The following is a 23,048-nucleotide window of genomic DNA, read 5'->3' as shown; positions in this document are numbered from 1 at the left end:
TGTTCGTTGCTCCGCTGCACTGGGGCTTCGTGTTCTTCGGCTGGATGGCTCTCGGCGTGTTCGGCGTCGTGCTGCAGATCCTGATGCGCGTCCATGCGCTGGTCGGCAAGGAAGGCGTCGCCCTCCTGACCGAGTAATTCGTAACACTGGCCGCCCGCGCCACGGGGCGCGGGCGGCTTCCTCGAAAGTGGAGGCTGAGAGATGATCGCCAATATCCTGATTGTGGCGTCTCTGGTTTCGCCCCTGGCCTTTTGGTTGGCTGCGCCGCGCCGGGTAGCCGTGCCGGTGAAGGCCCGGGGCAGGGTGCAGAACAGAAGCTTCTAAGACCAGTCTCGTCTCCCAGCTTGACTGTCTTTACCCGCCGATGCCGCGTAGAACGGCGCCGCGCGGGTAAGCTTTTTGAACGCCAGCCATTCGCGCAATCCGGCCTCCGGGCCGCCGTTCAGGCGGCCCCTTCGTTTTTAGGGGCCGCGCCTTTCAGCAGCGCGACCTGATCCTCCATGGCGCGCAGGCGCTGCGACATCTCCGCCAGAGACAGTCCGGCCGCGGCCGGTTCCGCCGCGATGAGTTGTGGCGGCGCAAGCTGCTTCCAGTTTTTCCGCCAGTTTTCAATCAACCCGTGCAGCCTGTAGAAATAGGTGCTGAGCGGCGAGCGCATCGGATCGTTGAGGTCCGGCTCCTTGTACACCAGCGCGGCCGCGCCGTGCAGAAACCGATCGTGCAGCCGGTCCTCGATGAACATGCCCAACTCGTCTTCCGACGCGAAGGGCGGCGTGTTGGTCACGACATGTCGTTCATTGGCGGCGACGGTCGCGCTCCATCGGGCCGTGGGCGTCTTCAGTTCCGCCGGAATGGCCGACCAGGGCGCGAGCGCCTGCGGATCGGCTCCGGGCTGCGCGTCGTACCATTTGCGGAAATCCTCGACATATTGGCGATGGAATTCGAGAAACTCCACGCCTGAGCCGGGGTAGCCGGCTGGGGCGCGCCGGCCGCCGGCGGCTGGGTCGCCGGCGTTCATGTGCCAGTCGGAGTGTCTTTGAAGAAGCGCGTCGGGATAATTCTGGATCAGAGGCATTGTCGCTCCCCGCTCAAATGCACGACAGAGGAAAGTCTAAAGCCTAGCTGAAGCTCAAATCGCGCGCCAGAATTATTTGGCGGCCTCGACCGTTGCAGCGCCCTTTCACATTGCAAATTCATCTCTCTCGACTAGATCGACAGAGCGCGGGCGCGTCACGCGCGGCGCATTTGGGAGACGACGCTCATGAACGACTTGCTGGTCATTGCCTTTTCCTCGGAGCAGAAGGCCGAGGACGTGCGGCAGAAATTGTTTCAGATGCAAAAGGAATATCTGATCGAGATGGGCGACGCGGTCGTGGCCGTGAAGGATCAGGACGGGCACATCAAGCTCAACCAGCTCTTCAATACGACGGCGATCGGCGGCGTCTCCGGCATGTTCTGGGGCGCGCTCATCGGCATGATCTTCATGATGCCTCTCGCCGGCGCGGCGCTGGGCGCGGCCTCCGGCGCCGTCTCCGGCGCGCTCACCGACTTCGGCATCGACGATAAATTCATGAAGGACGTCGCGGAAGCGATCCCGCCCGGCGGCGCCGCTCTGTTCGTTCTCGTGCGCAAGATGACGACGGACAAGGTGCTCGAAGGGCTGCGCGGCGTCGGCGGCACGGTGCTGCGCACCTCCTTCGACAAGTCCAAGGACCAGGCCATTCGCGCGGCGCTGGCCGCGCAGACCCCCACGAGCTGAGCCAGCAAAGAAAAACGCGCCGGTCGAAACGGCCGGCGCGTCTTGCGCTTCAGGATATCAGAGAGTCGTCAGGCGGTCTCTTCCTTTTGCATATCGCGGCGATGCGAATGGAAGGTCATGAACAGGCTCACGGCGATGAACATCACGCCGAGCAGCGCCACCATGATGAACAGCGACGAGCGCTGGATGATCGCCATCGCGGGAACGAACAGCGCGAGAATCAGGCCGACGACGCAGATCTGCCAGGCTTCGGCATGGACGCCCGCCACGAAGGTTCCGAGCGCGAGCAGCACCATGAGATTGAGGCCCGTCGCATTGACGTCGATGAGGGCGCGCATGGTGGGCGTGTAGATCAGCCACATGGCGGCGAGGAAGGCCGCCCAGTGGAGGACCTGGGTCCAGACGAGCTTGATCCGTTCGGGACGCGTGCCTGCGTGGCGCCAGCCGACGTAAATGCAGAGGGCGCAATAAACGAGCGTCAGCACCTCCCAATAGAAACCGATCGGCTCTCCGGTGAAGGTGACAAGGCCGATGCCGAGCACCGCCATGGAGAGCATGATGATATAGGGGAGGTCGATCTTCAGCACGTCGAGGAAGAGGATCTCCGCCGGCTGCGTCTTGATCTCCTCGATGCCCTCCTCGAGCGCGGTCACCCACGACGTCTCATGCGCCTGCGGCGGGTTTGCGTGAGGTCCAGCCGCGTCGCCGCCAGTCGTTTCGGGGGTGTTGGACATTGTCATTCCTCGTCGAGAAGCGCGGGTTGGTGAAAGCGCGCGGAAAAGTCCGGGGAGGATAGTGCGCGGCCCCAAACTCGGCAACCGGCGCTAACTGTCCGATTTCACACGTTGGCGCGCGCGCTTCAGGGAGATAGCCCTCGTGCGTGACGCTTTCATCATGAGGGACCAATGAGGAAATGGCTGCTGCTCGCCGCCGGGGCGCTGATGATCGGCTTCGGGGTCTGGTCGCTCACCGTCGCGAGCCGGTATCAGGCGCTGTGCGAATTGTCCTACTGGTCCGCGACCCCGGCGGAACTCAGGCTTTGCGACGAGCGGGCGGGCGAACTGGGCGGTCGCTGACGCTCACTCCCGCCGTCAGCCGACGAGAATGACGGCGAACCCCGCGAGCGCGGCGACAACCACGGACGCGACGACGGCGTTGACGATGGGCGCTCTGATCCTCATGACGCAAAAGAGTGGGGCGCCGTCATCGGGGATTCAATTTGACAATCTGGCGCGCGTCCATCCGTCGCGGCGTTGGCGTTTCAAGGGCGGCTTCGGCCTTCTAAGATGCGCGGACAAGAATCGCCGCAGGAGGCCGCAGGGTCATGAAAAAAACCATCGTCGTCACATCGCTCCTCATCCTGTCGATCAGCGCGGCGGCCGCGAGAGGCGGCCAGCAGACCTGGATTCTCGTCTGCCCGAAAAGCATGCCCAAGAGCGACTGCAATCTGACCACGGCGGCGAAGTGGTACCATCTGCCCTCGCCGCAGGCCTCCGCCAACACGGCCGAGATCAAGGCCGCGAAGGCGAAAGTGGCGGGCTCCATGGAGCCCGGCTTCTACGTGTCTCAGGAGCAGTTTCCCGCCGGGGTCTCGATGGGCGACCGCGGCCGGATCTTCAAGGCGTGCGACGCCGAAAGCGCGGCGGCGCCCACGGACGCGCAGGAAGCCGATTGGGCCCAGCGCGGCGCCTGCCTGCAATAATCCAAGACCCTCGAAGGTTGGAGGGTCAGCGCGGCGCGCCCTGACCCCACCTCTGGATCGTATTGATGAAGCGCTCCAGAAGGCCCGGGGCGGAGCGGGGCGCGCTCGCCTCGGGTTTGGGTTTCTTGGGGACCGCCGCTTTCGGCCTGGGCTGCGTGATCTGCTTCGGTCGCGCGTTCGGCGTCGCTGCGTCGGTCGCCGCGCCCGTCCCAGCCGGGGGCGTCGCAGCCGGAACCGGCGCGGGCGCCGGCGCGGCGGACACAGGAGCCGGAGCAGGGGCGGCAGGCGCGGGTGGCGGCGGCGGCGTTTGCGCCGCTGGCGCGGGAGCTGGCGCTGTCGGCGCGGGAGTGGCCGGCGCGGGAGGTGGCCCCGCCACGGGCGGCGTTTGCGACGTCGGGCCGGAAGCCGCGGCGGGGACCGGCGCCGGGGCTTTGATGAGTCCGGGCTTCGCGCCTGCCGGGGCCGGCTCGGCTGGCGGCGGGGCTGGCGGCTGCGCGGCGACGGGGGGTTCGACCGCGCGGGGCGGTGGCGGAGAGGCCGGGGGAGGCGTGTTCACAGCCGCGGCCGGCGCGGCGGCGGGCTGCGCGCTCGTCGGGACGGCCGGGCGCGGCGCGACTGGCGCGGCGTGACGGGACGCGTCGATTTTCTTTGGCTCGATCTTCTTCGCGACAGTTTTTGCGGGCGCAGGGGGAGCAGCGCGCGGGCGCAGGAAAAAGACGCCAGCGCCTGCAACGAGAACGGCGGCGACGCCGTACCCCACGCGACGCCATGGACGCCCTCTTGCCGGAGGCGCCTCCGGGGCGGCTTTTTCACGAACCGGCCGGATATGCAGCAGGCTCTCAGACAGCGCCGGCGCGCCAGCCGGGCGCTCGCTGGCCTCCGCCGGTTGCATCTCGGCCTGCGCCGCGAGCGCGCGTTCGACGGCCCGTCGGTTTTCTTCTCTCAGCCTGTAGGCGATCAGCGTCCAGTCGCTGACGAGGATCGGCGCGTTGGCGGCGGCGTCGGCGCTTTCCTGCTGGCGTCGGGCGACCTCGCGCGCCTGATAGGCGGAGAGTGTCCACTCGCTTTCGAAAACAGCCAGGCTCTGCCGGGCGCGGGCCTCGGCGTTTTCCAGTCGCCGCCGTTCGTCCTCGCGCCGCCGGACGGCGGCCAGGGTCCAGTCGCTCTCCAGGATTTTCTGCGCGACCGGCGCGACAGGCCGCTTTTGGTCGGCCGCGTCTTGCGGGGCGGCGACTGGGGCGGGGGGAGGGGCAGCCGTCGCCTCGGCCCTTTCGGCGAGGCGGCGCTGCGCGTCGCGGCGGCGATAGGCCTCGAGCGTCCAGTCGCTTTCCAGAATGGGGGCGGCCGCCACCGCCTCCGCGCGCCGCTCGCGCAAGCGTCGCTGCGTTTCCCGCGCCTCTACTGCCGGGAGGGTCCAGTCGCTGAGCAGGACCCTTCCGCCCTGCGGGGCGACGACGGGGGCGGGGAGAGGGGTCGCCGGCGCCTCGGCCTTTTCGGCAAGGCGGCGCTGCGCGTCCCGGCGGCGGTAGGCGTCGAGGGTCCACTCGCTTTCCAGAATGGGCGCGGGCGCCATCGCCTGCGTCCTGCGTTCGCGCAGGCGCCTCTGCGTTTCGCGCGCCTCGACAGCCGGGAGGGTCCAGTCGTCGCTGGGAACAACCCTTCCGCCCTGCGGCGCAGGCGCCGGAGCAGGGGCTGGTTCGGGCTTTTCAGCTAGGCGGCGCTGCGCGTCCCTGTGGCGATAGGCGTCGAGGGTCCAGTCGCTTTCGAGAAAGGGGGCCGCCGCCAGCGCCTCCACCCTGCGCTCGCGCAGGAGTCTTTGCGCTTCACGCGCTTCATAAGCGGGCAAAGTCCAGTCACTGGGCAGAACGGGGTCCGGCGCGGCGGCGATCTCCGCTGGCCGGCGGCGCTCCTCCAGCAGATCATGACCCGCGGGCGCCCGATCGGTGACGCTGCTCTCCTCCATCACGCCTCTCCCCAAGTCTCTTCGTTCTTTCGACGGAGCGGCGTTTACGCTCTTCTGCCGTCTCTGAATTGCGCTGCGCGAATTCGTTTGCCGCCTTTTCAAAATCCGGCAGAGCCTAACAAAGCTTTTGGCGCGGGGCAAAAAGGCGCGGACAGGCTTTAACTTGGCAATTCGATGTGAGCCTGCGCACATTCATCTCGCCCGCGCCCGCCCTAGTCTTCCTGCGTGAGACTGAAACGGGAGCCAGGCCATGGACAAGCCGCTGACGTTACTCGCTGTGATCGCGTTGGGGTCCTGGATCGGCGTGGAGGCCTATGTGCTGATCATGGGCGTGGTCGCCGCGCATATCGGCGCGGCCGTTTGATCGCCCGCGCCGGGAGACGACGCGGAGCCTTACTTGATCTTGCGCGCGACAACCGCCGCGACGGCCTTGTCGAGACCTTTCGACTCGAAGGTCAGGGGAATGGAGGTTCCGTCGAGCGTCGAGACGGTCACGGTCGTCGTCGCGGCGCCTGACGCGTCCTTGATGAAAGCGTCGTCGGCGAGAGTGATCGCCTCGCAGAGTTGCGGCGTGCAGCCCTCATAGACGAGCCGCCGCGGCGCGCTGGCGCCGAGCTTCATCTCCGCGCCGTTCTTCGTCGACACGCCGGTCGACGTCTTGTTGTCGGAGGTTTTCGCGGTGAGGCTCGGCGAAACCTGAAAGGCGCTGACCAGGCGGCGGTCCTTGCTGTAACCGATCTGCCAGTTCGCGATCGCCTGCTTGCCGTCTGATCCGAGCACGCGGAGAGTGGCGACGCACATCCGGCCCCCGGCGCCGCCGTCCTGACACGTCACGACCCAGTGATCGAAATTGACGCTTTCGACATGCTGCGAGGGAGGCGGCGCGGCGGACTGCGCCTGATTGCCTTGTTGCGCGAATGCGCCGTTCGAAACGAGCGCAATCCATGACGAAAGGACGAGGGCGCAAGCGCGCGACGAGGTCATCTGCATCGGAATCTGATCCTGGCTGCGATCCGCTGTTATGCCCCAAGCCCGATCGGGAGGCAAAGGCGCCCCTCCGGCGGCGTCAGGCGACGCTGTGCGCCCAACATGGGCGGACACGAACCGAAATGGGCTGAGACCGCACATTCGCGGAGCCGGCGCGCCTATACAATCTGTTACGACGACCATACGATGTAACTGTAAACATTGCGCTGAATTGAGGATCTCGATGTTCCTGAGATGGCAGAAAATCGCCTTTCTTTCGCTTGGACTCGCCGTCACCCTGTTTCCGCTCGCGGCCGCCGCTCAAACGGCCGTCACCGCTCCGACGACATCCGCCGTTTCGGCAAGGTTTTCAAGCCTCGCAGCGGCGCCCACGGAGCCGCCGGGTCATGAGAAAGAGATTCCCATCAAGCGGTTTCCATGGCTCCAGCCGGGTCCCGGCGGCGCGATGCCGGGCGAGTGGATTCTTCAGAATCGCCACGGCGGCCATCTCGGATTCCAGCAGAAGGCAGGCTTTCCGGGTGTCGGCGCGTCTGGTTACATTCCCCCGGACGCAAACATCGCGGTCGGCAAGACCACAAATGGTGTTGGCTATGTCGTTCAGGCCGTCAACGCCCGTGTCGCCGTTTACAACAAGGCCGGCGCGCTGGTCGCGGGACCCGTGGCGCTGAACACCTTCTGGAGCGCGCTCGGCGGCGCCTGCGGATTGAACAATGGCGGGGACCCCGTCGTCCAGTATGACGCCTTCGCCGACAGGTGGCTCATTTCCCAGATCGGGAGCCTGAGCGCGCCCTATTCCCAATGCATCGCCGTCTCGACAACCAACGACCCGACGGGCGCCTATCAGCAATGGGCCTATCCATTCAACAATAACCTCAACGATTATCCGAAGTTCGGCGTCTGGCCGACAGCGACGAATTCGGCTTACCTCGCGAGCTATAATCTGTTTCAGAACGGCTCGACGTTCGCCGGCGCGTCGCTTTGCGCCTATGACCGCGCCGCCATGCTCGCCGGCAGCGCGACTCCGGCGCAGATTTGCGTGACGACGCCGGAGCCGAGCTTCCTTCCCGCCGACGTCGACGGGCTGACCCCGCCAGCCGATGGCGCGCCGCCGCGTTTTCTCGACGTTGTGAATTCGAGCACGCTGCGTCTCTATCAGATGAACGGACTCAACTTCGCCAATCCGGCCGGCGCCTCCATCGCGGCGACCGACATTCCCGTGGCGTCGTTCAAATATAGCTGCAACGGCACTGGCGGAACCTGCGTGCCCCAGCCGGGCACGACGCGGCAGCTCGACACATTGGGCGACCGCCTGATGTATCGCCTGTCCTATCGCGTCTTTGCCGATCATGAGTCGATGGTGGTCAACCACGCTGTGACGGCGGGAACGAGCGTCGGCATTCGCTGGTATGAGCTGCGCAAGTCGGCGGCGTCGTCGAGCCAGTGCGATGGAACGGCCTTCAGCGCGACGACCTTCTATCGTTGCCAGCAGGGCACATTCGCGCCTGACGCCGCCTATCGCTGGATGGGCAGCGCGGCGATGGACGGGACCGGAAAGATCGCCCTCGGCTACAGCAAGTCGAGCGGCAGCATCTATCCGGCCATCGCCTTCACCGGCCGCACGCCGGACATGCCTGTCAACACGATGGGAACAGAGACGATCATACAGGCCGGCAATGGATCGCAGACCGGCTACACCCGCTGGGGCGACTACACCTCAATGCGCGTCGATCCGGATGACGACGCGACCTTCTGGTACACCAATGAATATTACACCGCGACCAGTTCGGGCGCGTGGAGCACGGCGATCGCCTCCTTCAAGGTCGTGGCGTCGGCTACTCCCGATTTCACGCTGAGCGTGGCGGCGTCGGCGAGCGTCACGCGCGGAGGAAGCGTCAGGGTGACGATCGGCGTAACGGCCGTCAATGGCGCGAGCTCCGTCAGCCTCAGCGCCAGCGGCGTCCCCGCGCGCACGACGGCAAGTTTCTCGCCGTCCTCGGGAACCGCGAGCTATTCGTCGACATTGACGATCAGCCCGCGTCTCAACGCGACGCGCGGAACATATTCGCTCACCATCACGGGCCAGAACGGCTCCTTCACGAGATCGGCGCCGCTGAGCCTGACGATCAACTAGCGTTGCTGCGGATAAAATTTGCAGACCCGCCAGCTCAGCTGGCGGGTCTGTTGCTTCCGCGGACGCCATCGCCGCCTATTCGAAAAGCGCGAAGACGGGCGTTGCGCCGCTTTCCGGATTGATGACGACGGTCGCCGTTCGACCGGCCACCAGACGCACGTCGCGCGGCGGCCGATCGAGCGCGATCCGCACGGGGATGCGCTGCGCCAGCCGCACCCAGTTGAAGGTGGGGTTCACATTGGCGAGAAGACTCGCGCCATTGGCCCGGTCGCGATCCTCGACGCCGCTCGCGATGCCTTCCACCCGGCCATAGAGATCCTGAGTCTCGCCCATCAGATGCACGGCGGCGCGATCGCCGACGCGGATCTTCGCAAGCTTGGTTTCCTCGAAATAGCCGTCGACGTGGAGGCTCTCCTCGTCGACCAGCGCGGCGACGCCCTTTCCCGCCGTCACATAGGAGCCGGGCCGCAATTCGAAATTGGTCATGGCGCCGTTCACGGAGGCGCGCACCTCCGAGCGTTCCAGATTGAGCCGCGCGAGGTCGCGCTCCGCCAGCGCCTGCTGATAGGCGGCCTGCGCCTCGCTCTGACGCCCGGAGACGGTGTCGACCTGCTGCCGGGAGACGGCGATATTGTTCATCGAGTCCAGCGTGCGGTAGCGCGTCAGGTCCTTCGACGCGACTTCGAGAGCGGCCGCGCGGCCCGCGAGCACCGCCTCCGCATGGCGCAGCGCCAGTTCGAAGCGCTTGCGGTCGATGCGGAACAGAACGTCGCCCTTTCGCACCCGCTGATTGTCGTGCACGAGAACCTCGCTGACGAGACCCGAGACGTCGGGCGCGACCGCCACCACTTCCGCGCGCACGCGCCCGTCGCGCGTCCAGGGCTCGTCTTCATAGTGACTCCAGAGCCGCCATCCGATGAAGGCGGCCATGGCGGTCATGGCCAGCGACGCGGCCACGCCGAGCGATCTGATGATGGCTGTTCTCATGGCGATCTCTCCGAAAGAAACTGCATCACGGCGCCGAGAAGGCAGACGAAGGCCGAGGCGTTGAAGAGGCTGCGATGCCAGATGAAGCGATGAAGACCGAGCGCGCGCAGCGTCAGTGCGAGGGCGGTCGCGGCCATCGCGGCGAGGAGCGCGCAAACGAGGAGGGAGGGGACGTAAACGCCCATGAGGCTGATTTCCGCATTCATGAGGAAGGCTCCGAGAGTTTGAGCGGCGCCGGCGCGACGCCGGGGAACAGGCAACGGCGCAGGCCGGCGAGCGCGAGCAGCGCCGATCGGTCGGCGGCTTCGCCCGGCCTCAGCGCCCGCATGGCGCCGTCGAGCGCGGCGAGAACGTCGTCGTTGAGCGGCGCATGCCGGCCAAAAGCGCGCTGAAGGCGCAGCAGCGCGGCGTCGAGCCGCCGGCGCGCCCGTTCGGGCAAGGCGTCGCGCGACTTGCGCGCATCGACGAGATTGAGTCCGGCGCGGAGCTGACGGAGCGCGTCCGGCAGGGGTTCGCGCGCGGCGTCGATGAGCGGCGCGAGCAGGGACAGGCGGTCGAACATCGCGCCCATGGCGTTGCTCTCCTTGCGCGGGTCAGCGACTTCGGCGAGCGCCGTTTCATTTGCGTGGACGAATCCCGCCGCGCGCCATGTGGCGTCGGCCCTGTGCAGGATGGCGGTCGTGGCGGCGGCGATCGCCATGCCGGCGACCATGGCGAGGCCTGAATTGAGAAAAGCCTCGGCGTTCGCGTCGAAAGCCGGCTGCAGCGCCATCGCACTCGGCGTGAGAATGCCGAGGGCGACGCCCGGAACGAAGGTTCTGGGTTCGGCGATGAGCAGACCGAACAGGAGCAGCGCGGGCGAAAGCGACAGCGCGAGAGTCTCGAAGCTGTGCACCTGCGGGAGAATGAAAAAGACATAGACGCCGGACAGGGCGACGGCGACCGCGCTCCATGCCGCGAACCGGGCGATGGACGGGGCGGGATCGTCGCTCGTGGCGAAAAGGCTCGCCGCGACGGCCGTCATCATCGCGGCCGCCGCCCCCTCCGGCCAGCTCGTGAGAATCCAGAACGCACAGCAGAGCGTCAGCGCAAGGAAGAGCGTCGCGCCGGCGAGCGCCGCGCGACCGCGCTCATTGTGGCGACGGCGCGCGGCGCGGGCCTCGATCGGGAAGGAGAGGGGCCCCGCGCGCCCCGGTGCGTCCTCGGCAAGCGCCGTCGCGATCCGCGTGCAGTCCGCGAGGAGCTGCGCGAGATCGAGCAGGCGAACCGCGAGATTGAGTTCAAGCACATCACGCCAGCAGCCAAGCGGCGCCACGGCCGCGACGGCTGTATCGAGCCACGTCGCGAGCTCCGCGAAGGCATGCTGATCCGTCCTTTCGAGCGCGTCCTCCATCCGCGCGATCAGCCCCGCCGCGCTCGGCGAGGGGCCGCCGAGCGCGTCGAGCTCCGCCGCCACGTCGCGCAGGGCCGATATTTCCGGCAACGTCATCAGCATGCGCGGCGCGAGCTGGCGCACGAGCGCCAACGCACGGCGGTCGAAGGCCGCTTCGAACGGGAGATGGGTCGCAAGGGTCTCGATCTGCGCCGTGTCGCCGGCAAGCCTCAGCCAATGCGTCCGGCCTGCGGCGGCCTCGGACGGACGAAGGGCGTCGCGCGCGGCGATCCGCGCATCCGCGAGCCAAAGCTCCACGCGCTCGGCCACGACGGGCGCGACGCTGCGCGGGAAGACAAGGCTCGACACCAGCGCCGCGCTGGAGATGCCGATGAGGATTTCCTCGCCGCGCGCGACCGCGAGATCGAAAATCCGCTCGGGCGCGTCCACGGCCGGGAAGCCGATGATGGCCGTCGTATAGCCGGCGAGCATGAAGGCGTAGCCGCGCGGCGTGCGGTCGAGGATCGAGACGTAAAGGCAGAGGCCCGACCAGGCCGCGATCGCCAGCGCCAGGACCGGCGGGGCGTTAACGAGGTTCGGGACCAGCAGCACCGCCATGGCCGCGCCGGCAAGCGTTCCGATGACGCGGTAGAAGGCCTTGGAGACCGTCGCGCCGGACAATGGCTGGGAGGCGACATAGACGGTCGCCAGCGCCCAGTAGGGCCGGGGCAGATCGAACCAGAAGGCGACCGCCAGCGCCAGCAAGCCGGCAAGCAACGCCTTGACCGAAAAGAGCCAGTGCTCGGGTCGGGTGAGCAGCATGTGAAGCCTTGAAAATGGGAGAGGGAAACGGGCGCCAGGGCGGCCGCCTCTTGCCTTTTCAAAAATGACCATGTAGTCAGTTTATGTCAAGAGACGAAGGTGGAAAATGACAGCCGGTCCGCCAGATCAGACGCCGCAAGCCAAGCCCGCGCCTTCGCCGCAGCGGACACGCGGGCCGAGCGTGGAAAAGACCGCCCAGACACGGCGGGTGATCGTCTCGGCCGCGCTGGCCGAATTTCTGGAAAAGGGCTTCGCCAATGCGACAATGGACGCCGTCGCGCGCCGCGCCGAGGTCGCCAAGGGCACGCCCTATCGTTATTTCCCGACGAAGGAGGCGCTCTTCGAGGGCGTGGTTCGGCAGGAGATCGCGGGAGCGCTGGTGGAGGTGAACGCAGCCAATCGCGCGCCGGGCGAAAAGGTGGGCGCCTTTCTCAGGCGCACCATGCTTCCGGCCATGCGCGTCGTCGAAACAACGGGTCGCGGGGCCATTGCCCGGCTCGTGCTCACCGAGGGCGTGCGCTTTCCGGCGCTGGTCGAAATCTATCGCCGCGAGATGTTCGATCCTTTGCTCGGCGAGCTTTGCAAGCTCGTCGCATCCGCCCGGGAGGAGGGGGAGCTGACCAGCGATGCGCTGGTGGACCGCCCCGAACTGCTGATCGCGCCGATCTGGTATGGGATCATCCACAACGGGTTGCTCGACCGGTCGCAGCCGCTCGACATCGGCGACCTCTTCGAAGCAAATCTGACGCTTCTTTTCGGATCGTGAGGGAGGGCTCCAGATGCTGCCGACCTACTTCATTTCACATGGCGGCGGGCCATGGCCATGGGTCCCCGCATGGCGCCGCCAATTCGCGAACCTCGAAGCGTCGCTCGCGCAAATTCCTCGCCAACTCGTGGAGAAACCGCGCGCCGTGCTGGTCGTCTCGGGGCATTGGGAAGCTCCCGAATTCGCGGTCATGTCCGCGGCCCGGCCGGGCATGGTCTATGACTATCAGGGCTTCCCCGCCGAAACCTATCGTATCGTCTATCCGGCTCCCGGCGCGCCCGAGATCGCGGCGAGGACAGCGGATCTCATCCGCGAGGCCGGCCTGCCGGCGCGGCTCGACGGCACGCGCGGATTCGATCACGGCGCTTTCGTTCCGCTCTTCGTGATGTATCCGGACGCGGACACGCCCGTCTTCCAGCTCTCGCTTCAGTCGGGTTACGATCCCGCTCGGCATGTCCGCCTGGGCCGCGCGCTTGCCCCTCTGCGCGCGGAAGGGGTGCTCATCGTCGGCTCTGGCCTGAGCTATCACAATCTGGGCCTGTTCGGCGCCGGCGCCCGGGAGCCCTCCGAGGCTTTCGATCACTGGCTGGCCGACGCCATGGCGCTCGCGCCCGAGCATCGGACTTCGGCTGTCTTGTCCTGGGAAAAGGCGCCTTTCGCGCGCGTCTGCCATCCGAAGGAGGATCATCTCGCCCCGCTGTTTGTCGCGCTCGGCGCGGCCGAAGACGAACCGGCGGCGCGCGTCTATCACGATCAAGGCCTCTTCGGAGGGGTCACGGCGTCGAGCTACCGATTTGGCGCGTCCGCGACCTGAAGCCGCCAACGCCACAGCTTTCAGCCGTCAAGCTCAGAGCCGACGGCATGCCGGGATGCGCGGCTGGCGATGTGATGAAAATGCAACACGTATGCTGAAAGCTATTGAAGTTCATATCTCTGTGGTGGCCCCTTCACGCCAAAGCGATAAAGTGCCGTGATCTTTGTTCTTTCCTGTCTGGGCGGCGGGTGCGATGTCGGCAAATCGTTCTCTTCAAGTTTCCCTGGTCGCGCTTTCGGCTGTGTGCGTCCCGAGCGGAGCCTTCGCCCAGACGCAACTGCCGACCATCACCGTCGGCCATGTTCATGCCATCACGCATTCGCATGGCGGCAAGACGCATACCCACGCGCTCTACCACACGCATGTCATACCGGCGCCCCGCGCAGTCACGCCCGTCGTCGTCGCCGAGGCGAACGACGGCTTCGACTCATCCGCGCAACAAAACACGGCGTTAGGCCCCCGGATCGATTATCCGGCTCCGCCGAAGGACATGCCGTCGTCGAGCGAGCGGTTTTTCACCGGCGGCCAGGTCAACACGATTCCATCCTTCCGGCCCGGTGAGGCGCTCGAGGTTGTCCCGGGTCTCGCCGTCACCCAGCACAGCGGCGAGGGCAAGGCCAACCAGTATTATCTGCGCGGCTTCGACCTCGACCACGGCACCGATCTCGCGCTTTATCTCGATTCCATGCCGCTCAACATGCGCACGCATGGGCACGGGCAGGGGTATTCCGACGCCAATTTCGTCATTCCGGAGATGCTCGCTTACGTGGACGCCCGAAAGGGTCCCTACAATGTGGAGGACGGAGACTTCTCCAACGCCGGCACGATCCGGATGCAATATTTGCAGAAGGTTCCGCAGGGGGTCTTTTCCACGACAGGCGGCGCCTTCGGCTACGGCCGGGTTTTCGGCATGAAGTCCTGGGAATACGCTGGCGGCGACATTCTCGGCGGCGGCGAGATTTCGACGTACGACGGCCCCTGGCTCATTCCCAACAACGCCCGCAAGATAAACGGCGTCCTGCGCTGGTCGCGCGGCGAAGAAAACAACGGCATGTCCATCACCGGCATGGCCTACGCCAACCGCTGGACCTCGACCGATCAAGTGCCGCTGCGGGCGTTCGACTCGGGCTTTTCCCGCTGGGGGAGCCTCAATCCGACGGACGGCGGCGACACGACGCGCTTCAGCCTGTCGAGCCGTTGGGCGCAGGAGACCGCGAGCTATCGCACGAAGGTGGAAGCCTTCGCGATGCATTCGACGCTCGATCTCTTCAACGACTTCACCTATTTCCTCGCCCATCCTGTCATCGGCGACCAGTTCCGGCAGTTCGATCGGCGCACGATGATCGGTGGCAACGCCTATCATACGCTCAAGTTCAATTTCCTCGACGACAAGGAGAGCGAACTCAAATTCGGCGTCCAGTCGCGTTACGACGATATCCGCGTCGGATTGCAGGACACCGTGCGCCGCATGCCCTACGACACGGTGCGCAACGACCACGTTGGCGAAGGGAACATTTCGCTTCTGACCGACCTCAAGACGAAATGGGCGCCCTGGCTCAGGACCGTGGTCGGCGCGCGCTGGGATTACTACTGGGGCAGCAATCAGGGCTTGCAGGCCTATTGGGACTCGCCGCTGTTCCCCGGCGTCGACTCTCCCGGATTCAACTCGGCCAATCCCTTCCGCATCTATACGGCCCCGTTCAACAGCGGGACCTCCAACGCGCAACTGATCAGCCCGAAGGCGTCTGTCATCCTCAACCCCTGGGACGACAAGACCGACTTCTATCTGAATTTCGGCCGCGGCTTTCACTCGAACGACTTCCGGGCCACGACACAGCGTTTCGCGACCTCCGAGGTCGCGGACGATCTCGGATATATTCCGGTTCGCAGGCAGGGCCTGCTGTCGCCTTCGACCGGCGCCGAAGTCGGCGTCAAGACCCGTGCGATCGACAAGCTCGAAAGCGCTGCGACGCTGTTCTTCATCCAGACGGCGCAGGAGAACATCTTCGAAGGCGACAGCGGCAATACTGTCATTGCACGCGGCGCCGATCGCATTGGCGTCGAACTGAGCAATCACTATCGGCCGCTGTCGTGGCTCGCGTTTGAAGGCGACGTGACGGCGACCCATGCGCGGTTCAGAGGCTATGACAAGGATCAGGCCGATCTGTTCGTGCAGTTGTTGCAGCCCGGCGCGATCGAGTGGGGCGCCTGGCAAAGCAACATGCCCGGCAATTATCTCGTCAATGCGACTCCCATCGTGGCGACGGGCGTTCTGGAGCTCGGCGAAGCAACGGGCTGGTTCGGGAATTTCAAATACCGCTATATCGCGCCGCGCGCGCTCACCCAGGACGGCTTCCTGAAGAGCCCCGCCATCGGAACGGTGAACGGTCGCGTCGGATATCGCTGGAAGGAAGGGTGGAAACTCCAGCTCGACGTCTTCAACATGTTCAATTCGCGTTCGCAGCAGATCGCGTATGGATATGGCTCGCTCCTTCCGACGGATCCGCTTTTCCAGGCCTGCATCGGCGCCCTCAACGCGCCGACGACAAACGCTGTTTGCGGCGTCGGCCAGATGGGCGTCGTTGGCCACCCGATCGAGAAGGTGTCCTGGCGCCTGACCTTCGGCGGCCCGCTGGATTTCGACGCGCGGACGACAAAAGGCCCCGATCTGACCGAGCCGTTCAATCTGGTGAAGTTCTGGGAGTAGCAGCGGCCGACTGGCGGAACGCGCCAAGTCGCGCGCGAGGGCCGCAATGCGGGGAAGTTCCGTGGTGCCGGTTGAGGGATTCGAACCCCCGACCTACTGATTACAAATCCCAGGATTGACCCCTCCGACAGCGATGGAAACATCTTGAGGGCCGAAGCGTGTGACCAGTGGGTGCGTGAGAACCTCGACCGGAACAAGGTTGTGCTCCCCGACCACGCCTACCGAACGATAAATGGGATGAGTAGCGGATTCTAGATTGATTGCGGATCACCGGAATGGACCGCCTGGACGCGCTTTCGGTGTCGGCGGTCGAGGCTGCCCTAAAGCTGAAGAGTATTAATATTCCTTTTTCCATATTGACACGGGAATACTGGACCGAACGAGGACATCCATTCAATCATTTTACTGGTTTCTCCTTACTTCTTAATTCCAAGTAGCTGCGCGTCGTCTCCGGACAAACATGATTGCGTAGGGGCCGAACACAGGGGGCCTTTGACGGATGAAATGGAGAACTACTATGAGAAAGCTTCTCATTTCCTCGGCTTTCCTTGCCCTGAGCGCCAGCGCCGCCTTTGCCGGAGCTTGTCTGCCGCCCCCGCCGACCCCCACGCCGACCGGGCCGACCCAGACGATCACCGGCACCATCACGAACACCAACGTCGCCAGCGCGACCCAGACACAGGCGGCCTCCGCCACCGGCATCGGTTCCATGGGGAACGGCTCGGGAATCGGCGTTGGCGTCGTCGTTCAGAACGCCCACCAGGCGAACTTGGCGGCGCAGTATGTCACGAACCAGATCGCCGGTGGCAACAACTGGAACTATTAAGCGGGCGTAGGCGTCCCGAGGAGTACTGTCGTGGCGGCATTTCTTGCCGCCACGGCCAATGGGCAGGGCTCAGCAGTTCACAACAAATCTGCTTGGCCAATGTAGCGCGCTCAATCCCTGAGCGACAATCGCTCTCCATCTGTTCAAAATGGCCGTGTCGGAACGTCAGCCCGGCGCGGCCAATTGGCGTTCGGATTGACGTTCGGCAGGTGTTTATCGACCGCGTGGGCGGCGGCGAAGATTTGGGCAGGGCGGGCGGCGGCATAATCTGTCGCCTGTTACACCGGGTGCTACACGGTGCAAATTTCACACTCAATTTGCCGGGTCAAATTCGCTATAATTATCTGATTTCAGTGGTGCCGGTTGAGGGATTCGAACCCCCGACCTACTGATTACAAATCAGTTGCTCTACCAGCTGAGCTAAACCGGCGTTTCAGAGAGTCTTATTCCTCCAAGCGGGGCGCGAGGTCAATCCTGCGCCGCGCGCAGGCGCAATTGGACGACCGTCAGCGTCGCGGCGCAGGCGTTGGAGACGTTCAGGCTTTTGATCGGCCCCGGAAGATCGAGCCGGGCGACAAGGTCGCAGCGCTCGCGGGTCAGGCGGCGAAGGCCCTTGCCCTCGGCGCCCAGCACCAGCGCCAGCGGCCGTGACAGCGGAATCGTCTCGATCGGCTCGGCGCCCTCCGAATCGAGGCCGATCACGCTGAAGCCGCGGTCGCGAAGCTGATCCAGCGCGCGGGCGAGATTGACGACCGAAACGATCGTCACATGCTCCAGCGCGCCCGATGCGGCCTTGGCCAGGACGCCCGTGAAATCCGGGCTGTGGCGTTCGGTCACGATCAGCGCGTCGACCCCGTAGGCGCAGGCGGTGCGCAGGATCGCGCCGACATTGTGCGGGTCCGTGATCTGATCCAGCGCCAGCACAACGCCGCTGCGCGTCTCGATATCGGCGATATCCGCCTCCGGCAGGGGGCGCGCCTCGAGCATCAGACCCTGATGCACCGCCTCCTCGCCGAGATGGCGGGTCAGGTCGCGGGCCTCGACCAGCCGCGGCTCCAGTCCCGCCGCACGGGCCAGATCGGCGATGCGGGGCAGGGCGGTCTCCGTTGCATAGAGCGCCAGAAGCTTGCGCCGGCCGCTCGTCAACGCCTCCCGCACCGCATGCGCGCCATAAAGCGTGACCACCTCGGCGGAGGGCGCTCGGAATGGGCCGCGCGGCGAGTCGCCGCGCCCGCCCTGCGCCGGATGGGGTCTGCCGCTCCCGGCTCCCGCGTCCCTGGCGCGCGCCTCATGGGCGCGGGCGTCTCTCTGGCGGTCCGGCTTCGCGCGGTCTTTCGGCGGCGGGCGGCGGCTCATCGCAGCGCCGCCGTCTTGACCCACCATTCCGGATGCTGGCGGCGAATCGCCCGCGCCACTTTGGCGGCCAGCTGCGGCATGGCGAAAATCGCGAAACAGGTGGCGCCCGAGCCCGACATGCGGGCGAGCCGGCATCCCCGCGCGGCGCGCAAAACCGCCAGAACATCGACGATGACGGGCGCCTGAAGGCAGGCGGCGTCTTCGAGATCGTTCCTGCCCTTTTCCAGCAGGGCCAGCAGCTCGGCGGCGGACGCGCCCGACGCAATCTCCGGATGTGCGGCCCCGGACAGGCTCTCGCCCGGCTGGAGCCCCAGACGGGCGAAGACCGGACGCGTTTCGACAGGAACGCCCGGATTGATCAAAACCGCCGGCAGCAGCGGCATGGCCAGAAGCGGCCCCAGCGATTCGCCGGCGCCCCGCATCATGCGGGCGCGGCCATCGAGGCAGACGGGAACGTCCGAACCAGTGGCCCGCGCCGCCTCGTGGAGGCGCGCATCTTCGGGCGCGAGACCATTGGCGCGCGCCAGCAGCCGCAGCGCCGCCGCCGCATCCGACGAGCCGCCGCCGATTCCCGCCGCGACCGGAAGGCGCTTCTCCAGGCGAAAGGCGCCGAGGCGCAGCCCCTCCACCCGTTCGGCGAGATGGCGCGCGGCGCGCAGCACGAGATTGTCGTCGCCCGCGCCGGCGGCAGGGGCGGTCGGGCCGGACACGGCGAGCGAGAGCGACGGGCCCGGCGTCAGCGAGAGCGTGTCGCCGCCGCCGCTGAACACGACCAGACTCTCGAGCGCGTGATAGCCGTCGGCCCTGCGGCCCCGAACATGTAATGTGAGATTGATCTTTGCGGGGGCGCGCGTCGACAGCATCTACCCCGGACCTCCGCTTTAGGGTTATCGCGGAGTTTCTTTGGAGCGGGCGAAGGGATTCGAACCCTCGACCCCAACCTTGGCAAGGTTGTGCTCTACCCCTGAGCTACACCCGCATCCGTTTCGCCTTTTGGCTCATTGCCGCCCGGCGTGGGCGTCTTATGCATGACTCGATCCGGCTTTGCAACAGGCTTGTCCGAGTTTTTTACAAACCCGCGGAGTGGCGTTCCGGGGGGCGGCGCCGCGCCCGGAACGCCGGTTTTGTCCTTACTGGATCATGCGGGCGGTGGAGCCGGTGTTGCCCGTGATGTTGGCGCTGTCCGGCGAAATCAGCTCGGGCACCCAGGTCAGAGCCACGATCACAAAGGCGACGAAGCCGCCGATGTAGAGCAGGATTTTGCCGAGTTCGCCGGCTCCGTGGACGTTAACAGCCATGTTTCCCTCCCATTGTTTTATTGAGACGATGCCTTGTGTAGCCGATTGTGTTTAGTATAGCAACGTATAAATTAGATTTGTTCAAATAATATGACGCTTATTTATCGTATAGATATGCAAATGCACAGAGCCGGTACTTCGACCGGTTCCGCTTCCGAGGCGCGAAGGCCATGGGGCCGCGAGGCCCAGCCGTCGCGCAGACGGCTGGGTCGGCAAGGATCAAAATGAGAGAGCGACGGCTAAAACAGCCATGGCCTCAAGGCGCTTCAGCCATCGCTCGCCAACTTGGCAACAGGGGGAAGCCGTCGTTGACCGCATGAACATGCGGGAAGACTCGCGGGCGCTAAAGGACCACAGGCGACAGGCTCAATGGTAAATCAACTTGGTCTCATATGATTTTTACTAGATGGTCTCAAATCTATTCTGTGAGGAAGAGATACGGCTCAAAAAACAAGGACGCCCGCCGGTGGGCGGGCGTCTTCATGAGAGCGATGGAAGGCGCGGGCGGCGCTATTTGCATTCCTGCGCCACGCGGGCGAGGGCGTCCGAGAGGCCCTTGAGCGCATAGGTGTCAGTGGTCGACGTGCCCTTGGCGGAAGAGGCCTTGACGATCAGTTTGGAGCCGCCGCGCAGCGCGCCGACGAACTCCCGCTCGCGGGACTGTTCCTTCACCCAGGCGTTCTGTCCCTTGGTGATCAGCTCCCAGCCGTCTCCGTCGATGTCCGCGCTGGCGGAGGAGCCGTCCTTGGTCGCGTAGCCGAGGTTGATCGCCACCTCATTGCGAACGCCGTCGCCCGGACGGGTGGAGATGAAGACATAGCCGGGCGTGTCCTTCAGCTTCGTCTTGGGCTGGCGATCCTTGGGCTGGCCGAGCGCGTAGCAGGTCTTGTCCTTGCCGCTCTGCGCGAGATAGGCGCCCCATTCGCCATAGGTCCCGAGCTGCTCGGGCTTGCCGGCGCCGGCGTCCTTGTCCGACTTGTCGCCCTTATCGGACTTGTCGGCCTTATCAGATTTGTCCGCCTTGTCGCTTTTGCCGCCTTTCTTCTTGTCGGCGGCGGCGTCCTCGGTCGATTTGGCGTCCTTCTTGTCCTTGGCGCTTTCCTTCGCAGCGGCCGGTTTGGCGGGCGCGGCGGGCGCAGTCGTGACAAGGACGGACGACATGAGGGCGGCCGACACGGCGGTCGCCAGTGAAAGAGCAAGGACGCGACGCGCGCGCCTGGAGGCGGAAAGCGGGGACGTCGATTCGTTCATCATCGAAATGATTCTACTTTCGGCCTCAGGCGCGAACAAGACGGTTTCCGGTGGGGGCAGGGACGCCGGCGCGGCGCGCTTGCCCCGCATCCGCGCCGCGTCACCCTTCCTTCCTGGCCGCCATCAGATAATTCACATCCGTGTCGTGGCTCTTGCGCCAGCTCCGGGTCAGCGGCTGGAAGGTCATGCCGGCGCGGTCGATTTCACGCATGCCGGAGCGGCGCAGCCAGGCCGACAATTCGTCCGGGCGGATGAATTTGTTGTGGTCATGCGTGCCCTTCGGCACCCAGCCGAGCACATATTCGGCCCCGAGAATCGCGAAGACGTAGCTTTTCATCGTGCGGTCGATGGTGGCGAGGAACAGCAGGCCGCCGGGTTTCACCAGCCGCGACAGCTTGGCGATGAATTCGCTCGGCCCCTCGACATGTTCGATGACCTCGAGCGCCGCGACGGCGTCGAACTGCTCGCCGGTCTCGACCAGCGTCTCGGCGGTGATGTTCCGATAGTCGATGTCGAGGCCCATCTTGGCCGCGTGGCGGCTGGCGACGGCGATGTTGTTGGGAGCGGGGTCGATCCCGGTGACGCGCGCCCCCAGCTCCGCGAGCGACTCGCTCAAGATTCCGCCGCCGCAGCCAATGTCCGCGATGCGGACGCCATCCAGCGGCCGCTCGGGGGATTCGTTCAGCGCGCTGTGATCGCCAAGCAGGAAGCGGCGGACATGGTCGCGAATGTAGGTGACGCGAATGGGGTTGATGTCGTGGAGAATCCCCATCTTGCCCTTTTTGTCCCACCACAGGTCGCCGAGGCGGTTGAAACGCGCGACATCCTCGGGATTGACGCTGGCGGAGTGGGGGGGAGTCGCCTCTTCGGACACGGAAAACCTCGTTGGGGACATGAAACCTTCGCCCTGTCAGATAAGGGCGGCCTGCGCCGTTGACAGGGGCGCGGGCGCGGTCACATATACGCCCGCTTTTTCCGAATGGCGAATAGGGTCTCCCTGTCGTCCTCCGCTTCCCGCGAACACGGTCCAATGTCACGTCTGGTCATGAAATTCGGCGGCACCTCGGTCGCCAACGTCGAGCGCATCCGCAACGTGGCGCGCCATGTGAAGCGAGAAGTCGACGCCGGCCGCGACGTCGCGGTGGTGGTTTCGGCCATGTCGGGCAAGACCAATGAGCTGGTCGGCTGGTGCAAGGAGGCCGCGCCGCTCTACGACCAGAAGGAATATGACGCGGTCGTCGCCTCCGGCGAGCAGGTGACGGCGGGGCTGCTCGCCATCGCGCTTCAGGAGATCGGCGTTCCGGCGCGTTCCTGGCTGGGCTGGCAGGCGCCGATCTGCACCAACGACACCCATGGCTCGGCGCGCATCCAGTCGATCGACGGGGCCGGAATCCTCGACGGATTCACGCGCGGCGAGGTGGCCGTGGTGGCGGGGTTCCAGGGCGTCCACAAGGAGAGCGGCCGCATCACCACGCTCGGGCGCGGCGGCTCCGACACGAGCGCCGTGGCGCTGGCGGCTGCGATCCACGCCGATCGCTGCGACATCTACACCGACGTCGACGGCGTCTACACGACGGACCCGCGCGTGGTGCCCAAGGCGCGCCGCATGGAGCGCGTCGCCTTCGAGGAAATGCTGGAGATGGCGTCGCTCGGCGCCAAGGTTTTGCAGGTTCGCTCCGTCGAAGTGGCGATGGTGCACAAGGTGCCGACCTATGTGCGCTCGTCCTTCGACGACCCGGCCAATCCGGGCGAGGGGACGCTCATCTGCAACGAGGAGGATATTGTGGAAGCCCAGGTCGTCACAGGCATCGCCTTCTCGCGCGATGAAGCGCAGATCACGCTCCGCCGCGTCGCCGACAAGCCGGGCGTCGCCGCCGCCGTGTTCATGCCGCTCGCCGAGGCGGGCGTCAATGTCGACATGATCGTGCAGGTCGTCTCCGAGGACGGCATGACGGACATGACCTTCACGGTCGGTTCGGCCGATTACGAGCGGGCCTATGCTCTGCTCGAGAAGATCAAGGACGACATCGGCTTTGCGAGCATGGCGGGCGCCAAGGACGTGGCCAAGGTGTCGGCCATCGGCATTGGCATGCGCAGCCACGCCGGCGTCGCGGCCCGCGCCTTTCGCGCCCTGTCCGAGCGCGGCGTGAACATTCGCGCCATCACGACTTCGGAAATCAAGTTCTCGGTGCTGATCGACGAGGCCTATACGGAGCTCGCCGTCCGCACGCTGCATTCCCTTTACGGGCTCGACGCCGCCTGACGGCTTGACGTCGGCAGACGGCGCGACATTTCCGCTTCCAGGAA

Annotated in this window: 23 protein-coding genes and 2 tRNA genes; 11 read left to right on the top strand and 14 right to left on the bottom strand. The window is 65.6% G+C overall.

Annotation, left to right across the window (positions count from 1 at the left end; genetic code table 11):
* Positions 1-137, top strand: a 137-nt coding sequence (locus tag ACR652_RS01975) for a methane monooxygenase/ammonia monooxygenase subunit C (RefSeq protein WP_434504844.1), incomplete at its 5' end; no start/stop codon positions are given.
* 64 nt (positions 138-201) lie between these two features.
* Positions 202-324, top strand: coding sequence for a hypothetical protein (locus ACR652_RS01970; protein WP_434504838.1), 123 nt, complete (start codon positions 202-204; stop codon positions 322-324).
* 118 nt (positions 325-442) lie between these two features.
* On the opposite strand, the gene ACR652_RS01965 is transcribed toward ACR652_RS01970, so the two are convergent.
* The gene (locus tag ACR652_RS01965; RefSeq protein WP_434504837.1) at positions 443-1,075 is read right to left on the bottom strand and encodes a hypothetical protein; all 633 of its coding nucleotides are present in this window, start codon (positions 1,073-1,075) and stop codon (positions 443-445) included.
* A 186-nt stretch (positions 1,076-1,261) separates the two neighbouring features.
* Between ACR652_RS01965 and ACR652_RS01960 the strand changes: the two genes are divergently transcribed.
* Positions 1,262-1,759 (top strand): DUF1269 domain-containing protein, encoded by a 498-nt coding sequence (locus ACR652_RS01960; RefSeq protein ID WP_434504836.1) that lies wholly within the window; start codon positions 1,262-1,264, stop codon positions 1,757-1,759.
* A 68-nt stretch (positions 1,760-1,827) separates the two neighbouring features.
* On the opposite strand, the gene ACR652_RS01955 is transcribed toward ACR652_RS01960, so the two are convergent.
* On the bottom strand, positions 1,828-2,493 hold the full coding sequence (locus ACR652_RS01955; RefSeq protein WP_434504835.1) for a hypothetical protein: 666 nt from the start codon (positions 2,491-2,493) through the stop codon (positions 1,828-1,830).
* Between the two features lie 171 nt (positions 2,494-2,664).
* Here ACR652_RS01955 and ACR652_RS01950 point away from each other — a divergent pair, with 171 nt between their 5' ends.
* A complete protein-coding gene (locus ACR652_RS01950; RefSeq protein WP_434504834.1) occupies positions 2,665-2,835 on the top strand; it encodes a hypothetical protein in 171 nt (56 codons plus the stop codon).
* Between the two features lie 248 nt (positions 2,836-3,083).
* Complete coding sequence (locus ACR652_RS01945; RefSeq protein ID WP_434504833.1) at positions 3,084-3,461, top strand: hypothetical protein; 378 nt, start codon at positions 3,084-3,086, stop codon at positions 3,459-3,461.
* A 25-nt stretch (positions 3,462-3,486) separates the two neighbouring features.
* Here the strand turns inward: ACR652_RS01945 and ACR652_RS01940 are convergent, their stop codons facing one another.
* Together ACR652_RS01940 and ACR652_RS01935 are read right to left on the bottom strand one after the other, a co-directional pair.
* Positions 3,487-5,424, bottom strand: coding sequence for a hypothetical protein (locus ACR652_RS01940; RefSeq protein ID WP_434504832.1), 1,938 nt, complete (start codon positions 5,422-5,424; stop codon positions 3,487-3,489).
* Between the two features lie 393 nt (positions 5,425-5,817).
* Entirely contained in the window at positions 5,818-6,414 is a 597-nt protein-coding gene (locus ACR652_RS01935; protein ID WP_434504831.1) for an invasion associated locus B family protein, read from the bottom strand.
* Between the two features lie 220 nt (positions 6,415-6,634).
* Here ACR652_RS01935 and ACR652_RS01930 point away from each other — a divergent pair, with 220 nt between their 5' ends.
* Positions 6,635-8,542 (top strand): COG1470 family protein, encoded by a 1,908-nt coding sequence (locus ACR652_RS01930; RefSeq protein WP_434504830.1) that lies wholly within the window; start codon positions 6,635-6,637, stop codon positions 8,540-8,542.
* A 75-nt stretch (positions 8,543-8,617) separates the two neighbouring features.
* Here the strand turns inward: ACR652_RS01930 and ACR652_RS01925 are convergent, their stop codons facing one another.
* From ACR652_RS01925 to ACR652_RS01915, 3 genes are read right to left on the bottom strand one after another with little or no spacing between them, the layout of a single operon-like run.
* On the bottom strand, positions 8,618-9,529 hold the full coding sequence (locus ACR652_RS01925) for an efflux RND transporter periplasmic adaptor subunit (RefSeq protein WP_434504829.1): 912 nt from the start codon (positions 9,527-9,529) through the stop codon (positions 8,618-8,620).
* The gene (locus tag ACR652_RS01920; protein ID WP_434504828.1) at positions 9,526-9,735 is read right to left on the bottom strand and encodes a DUF1656 domain-containing protein; all 210 of its coding nucleotides are present in this window, start codon (positions 9,733-9,735) and stop codon (positions 9,526-9,528) included. The genes ACR652_RS01925 and ACR652_RS01920 overlap by 4 nt, the downstream gene beginning before the upstream one ends.
* Positions 9,732-11,723, bottom strand: coding sequence for an FUSC family protein (locus tag ACR652_RS01915; protein WP_434504827.1), 1,992 nt, complete (start codon positions 11,721-11,723; stop codon positions 9,732-9,734). Before ACR652_RS01915 ends, ACR652_RS01920 begins: the two co-directional genes overlap by 4 nt.
* 181 nt (positions 11,724-11,904) lie before the next feature.
* On the opposite strand from ACR652_RS01915, the gene ACR652_RS01910 reads away from it, so the two are divergent.
* The 4 genes from ACR652_RS01910 (at position 11,905) to ACR652_RS01895 (ending at position 16,836) form a co-directional block, all read left to right on the top strand.
* Complete coding sequence (locus ACR652_RS01910; RefSeq protein ID WP_434504826.1) at positions 11,905-12,489, top strand: TetR/AcrR family transcriptional regulator; 585 nt, start codon at positions 11,905-11,907, stop codon at positions 12,487-12,489.
* A gap of 13 nt (positions 12,490-12,502) precedes the next feature.
* Positions 12,503-13,303 (top strand): DODA-type extradiol aromatic ring-opening family dioxygenase, encoded by an 801-nt coding sequence (locus tag ACR652_RS01905; RefSeq protein ID WP_434504825.1) that lies wholly within the window; start codon positions 12,503-12,505, stop codon positions 13,301-13,303.
* A gap of 193 nt (positions 13,304-13,496) precedes the next feature.
* Positions 13,497-16,010: a TonB-dependent receptor gene (locus ACR652_RS01900; protein WP_434504824.1), complete on the top strand. Its 2,514-nt coding sequence runs from the start codon at positions 13,497-13,499 to the stop codon at positions 16,008-16,010.
* Between the two features lie 517 nt (positions 16,011-16,527).
* Complete coding sequence (locus tag ACR652_RS01895) at positions 16,528-16,836, top strand: hypothetical protein (protein WP_434504823.1); 309 nt, start codon at positions 16,528-16,530, stop codon at positions 16,834-16,836.
* 354 nt (positions 16,837-17,190) lie between these two features.
* On the opposite strand, the gene ACR652_RS01890 is transcribed toward ACR652_RS01895, so the two are convergent.
* The 7 genes from ACR652_RS01890 to ubiG form a co-directional block, all read right to left on the bottom strand.
* Positions 17,191-17,266 (bottom strand) — tRNA-Thr (locus tag ACR652_RS01890).
* A 38-nt stretch (positions 17,267-17,304) separates the two neighbouring features.
* Positions 17,305-18,192 (bottom strand): 23S rRNA (guanosine(2251)-2'-O)-methyltransferase RlmB, encoded by an 888-nt coding sequence (rlmB, locus tag ACR652_RS01885; protein WP_434504822.1) that lies wholly within the window; start codon positions 18,190-18,192, stop codon positions 17,305-17,307.
* Positions 18,189-19,055, bottom strand: a complete 867-nt coding sequence (locus ACR652_RS01880) for a 4-(cytidine 5'-diphospho)-2-C-methyl-D-erythritol kinase (protein ID WP_434504821.1) — start codon at positions 19,053-19,055, stop codon at positions 18,189-18,191. Before ACR652_RS01880 ends, rlmB begins: the two co-directional genes overlap by 4 nt.
* Positions 19,056-19,096: 41 nt before the next feature.
* Positions 19,097-19,171, bottom strand: a tRNA-Gly gene (locus ACR652_RS01875).
* Positions 19,172-19,322: 151 nt separating this feature from the next.
* Positions 19,323-19,490, bottom strand: a complete 168-nt coding sequence (locus tag ACR652_RS01870; protein WP_434504820.1) for a hypothetical protein — start codon at positions 19,488-19,490, stop codon at positions 19,323-19,325.
* A 510-nt stretch (positions 19,491-20,000) separates the two neighbouring features.
* Positions 20,001-20,666 carry an invasion associated locus B family protein gene (locus tag ACR652_RS01865; protein ID WP_434504819.1) on the bottom strand — a complete coding sequence of 222 codons (666 nt, stop codon included), beginning with the start codon at positions 20,664-20,666 and terminating at the stop codon, positions 20,001-20,003.
* Between the two features lie 175 nt (positions 20,667-20,841).
* The gene (ubiG, locus tag ACR652_RS01860) at positions 20,842-21,636 is read right to left on the bottom strand and encodes a bifunctional 2-polyprenyl-6-hydroxyphenol methylase/3-demethylubiquinol 3-O-methyltransferase UbiG (protein ID WP_434504818.1); all 795 of its coding nucleotides are present in this window, start codon (positions 21,634-21,636) and stop codon (positions 20,842-20,844) included.
* A gap of 135 nt (positions 21,637-21,771) precedes the next feature.
* On the opposite strand from ubiG, the gene ACR652_RS01855 reads away from it, so the two are divergent.
* Entirely contained in the window at positions 21,772-23,004 is a 1,233-nt protein-coding gene (locus tag ACR652_RS01855) for an aspartate kinase (protein ID WP_434504817.1), read from the top strand.
* The last annotated feature ends 44 nt before the right edge of the window (positions 23,005-23,048 follow it).

The sequence above is a fragment of the Methylocystis sp. genome, from assembly GCF_051061225.1.
In the GTDB taxonomy this organism is placed as follows: Bacteria; Pseudomonadota; Alphaproteobacteria; order Rhizobiales; family Beijerinckiaceae; genus Methylocystis.
The sequence above is the reverse complement of the archived record's forward strand: the minus strand, read 5'-3'. Positions and strand labels throughout refer to the sequence as shown.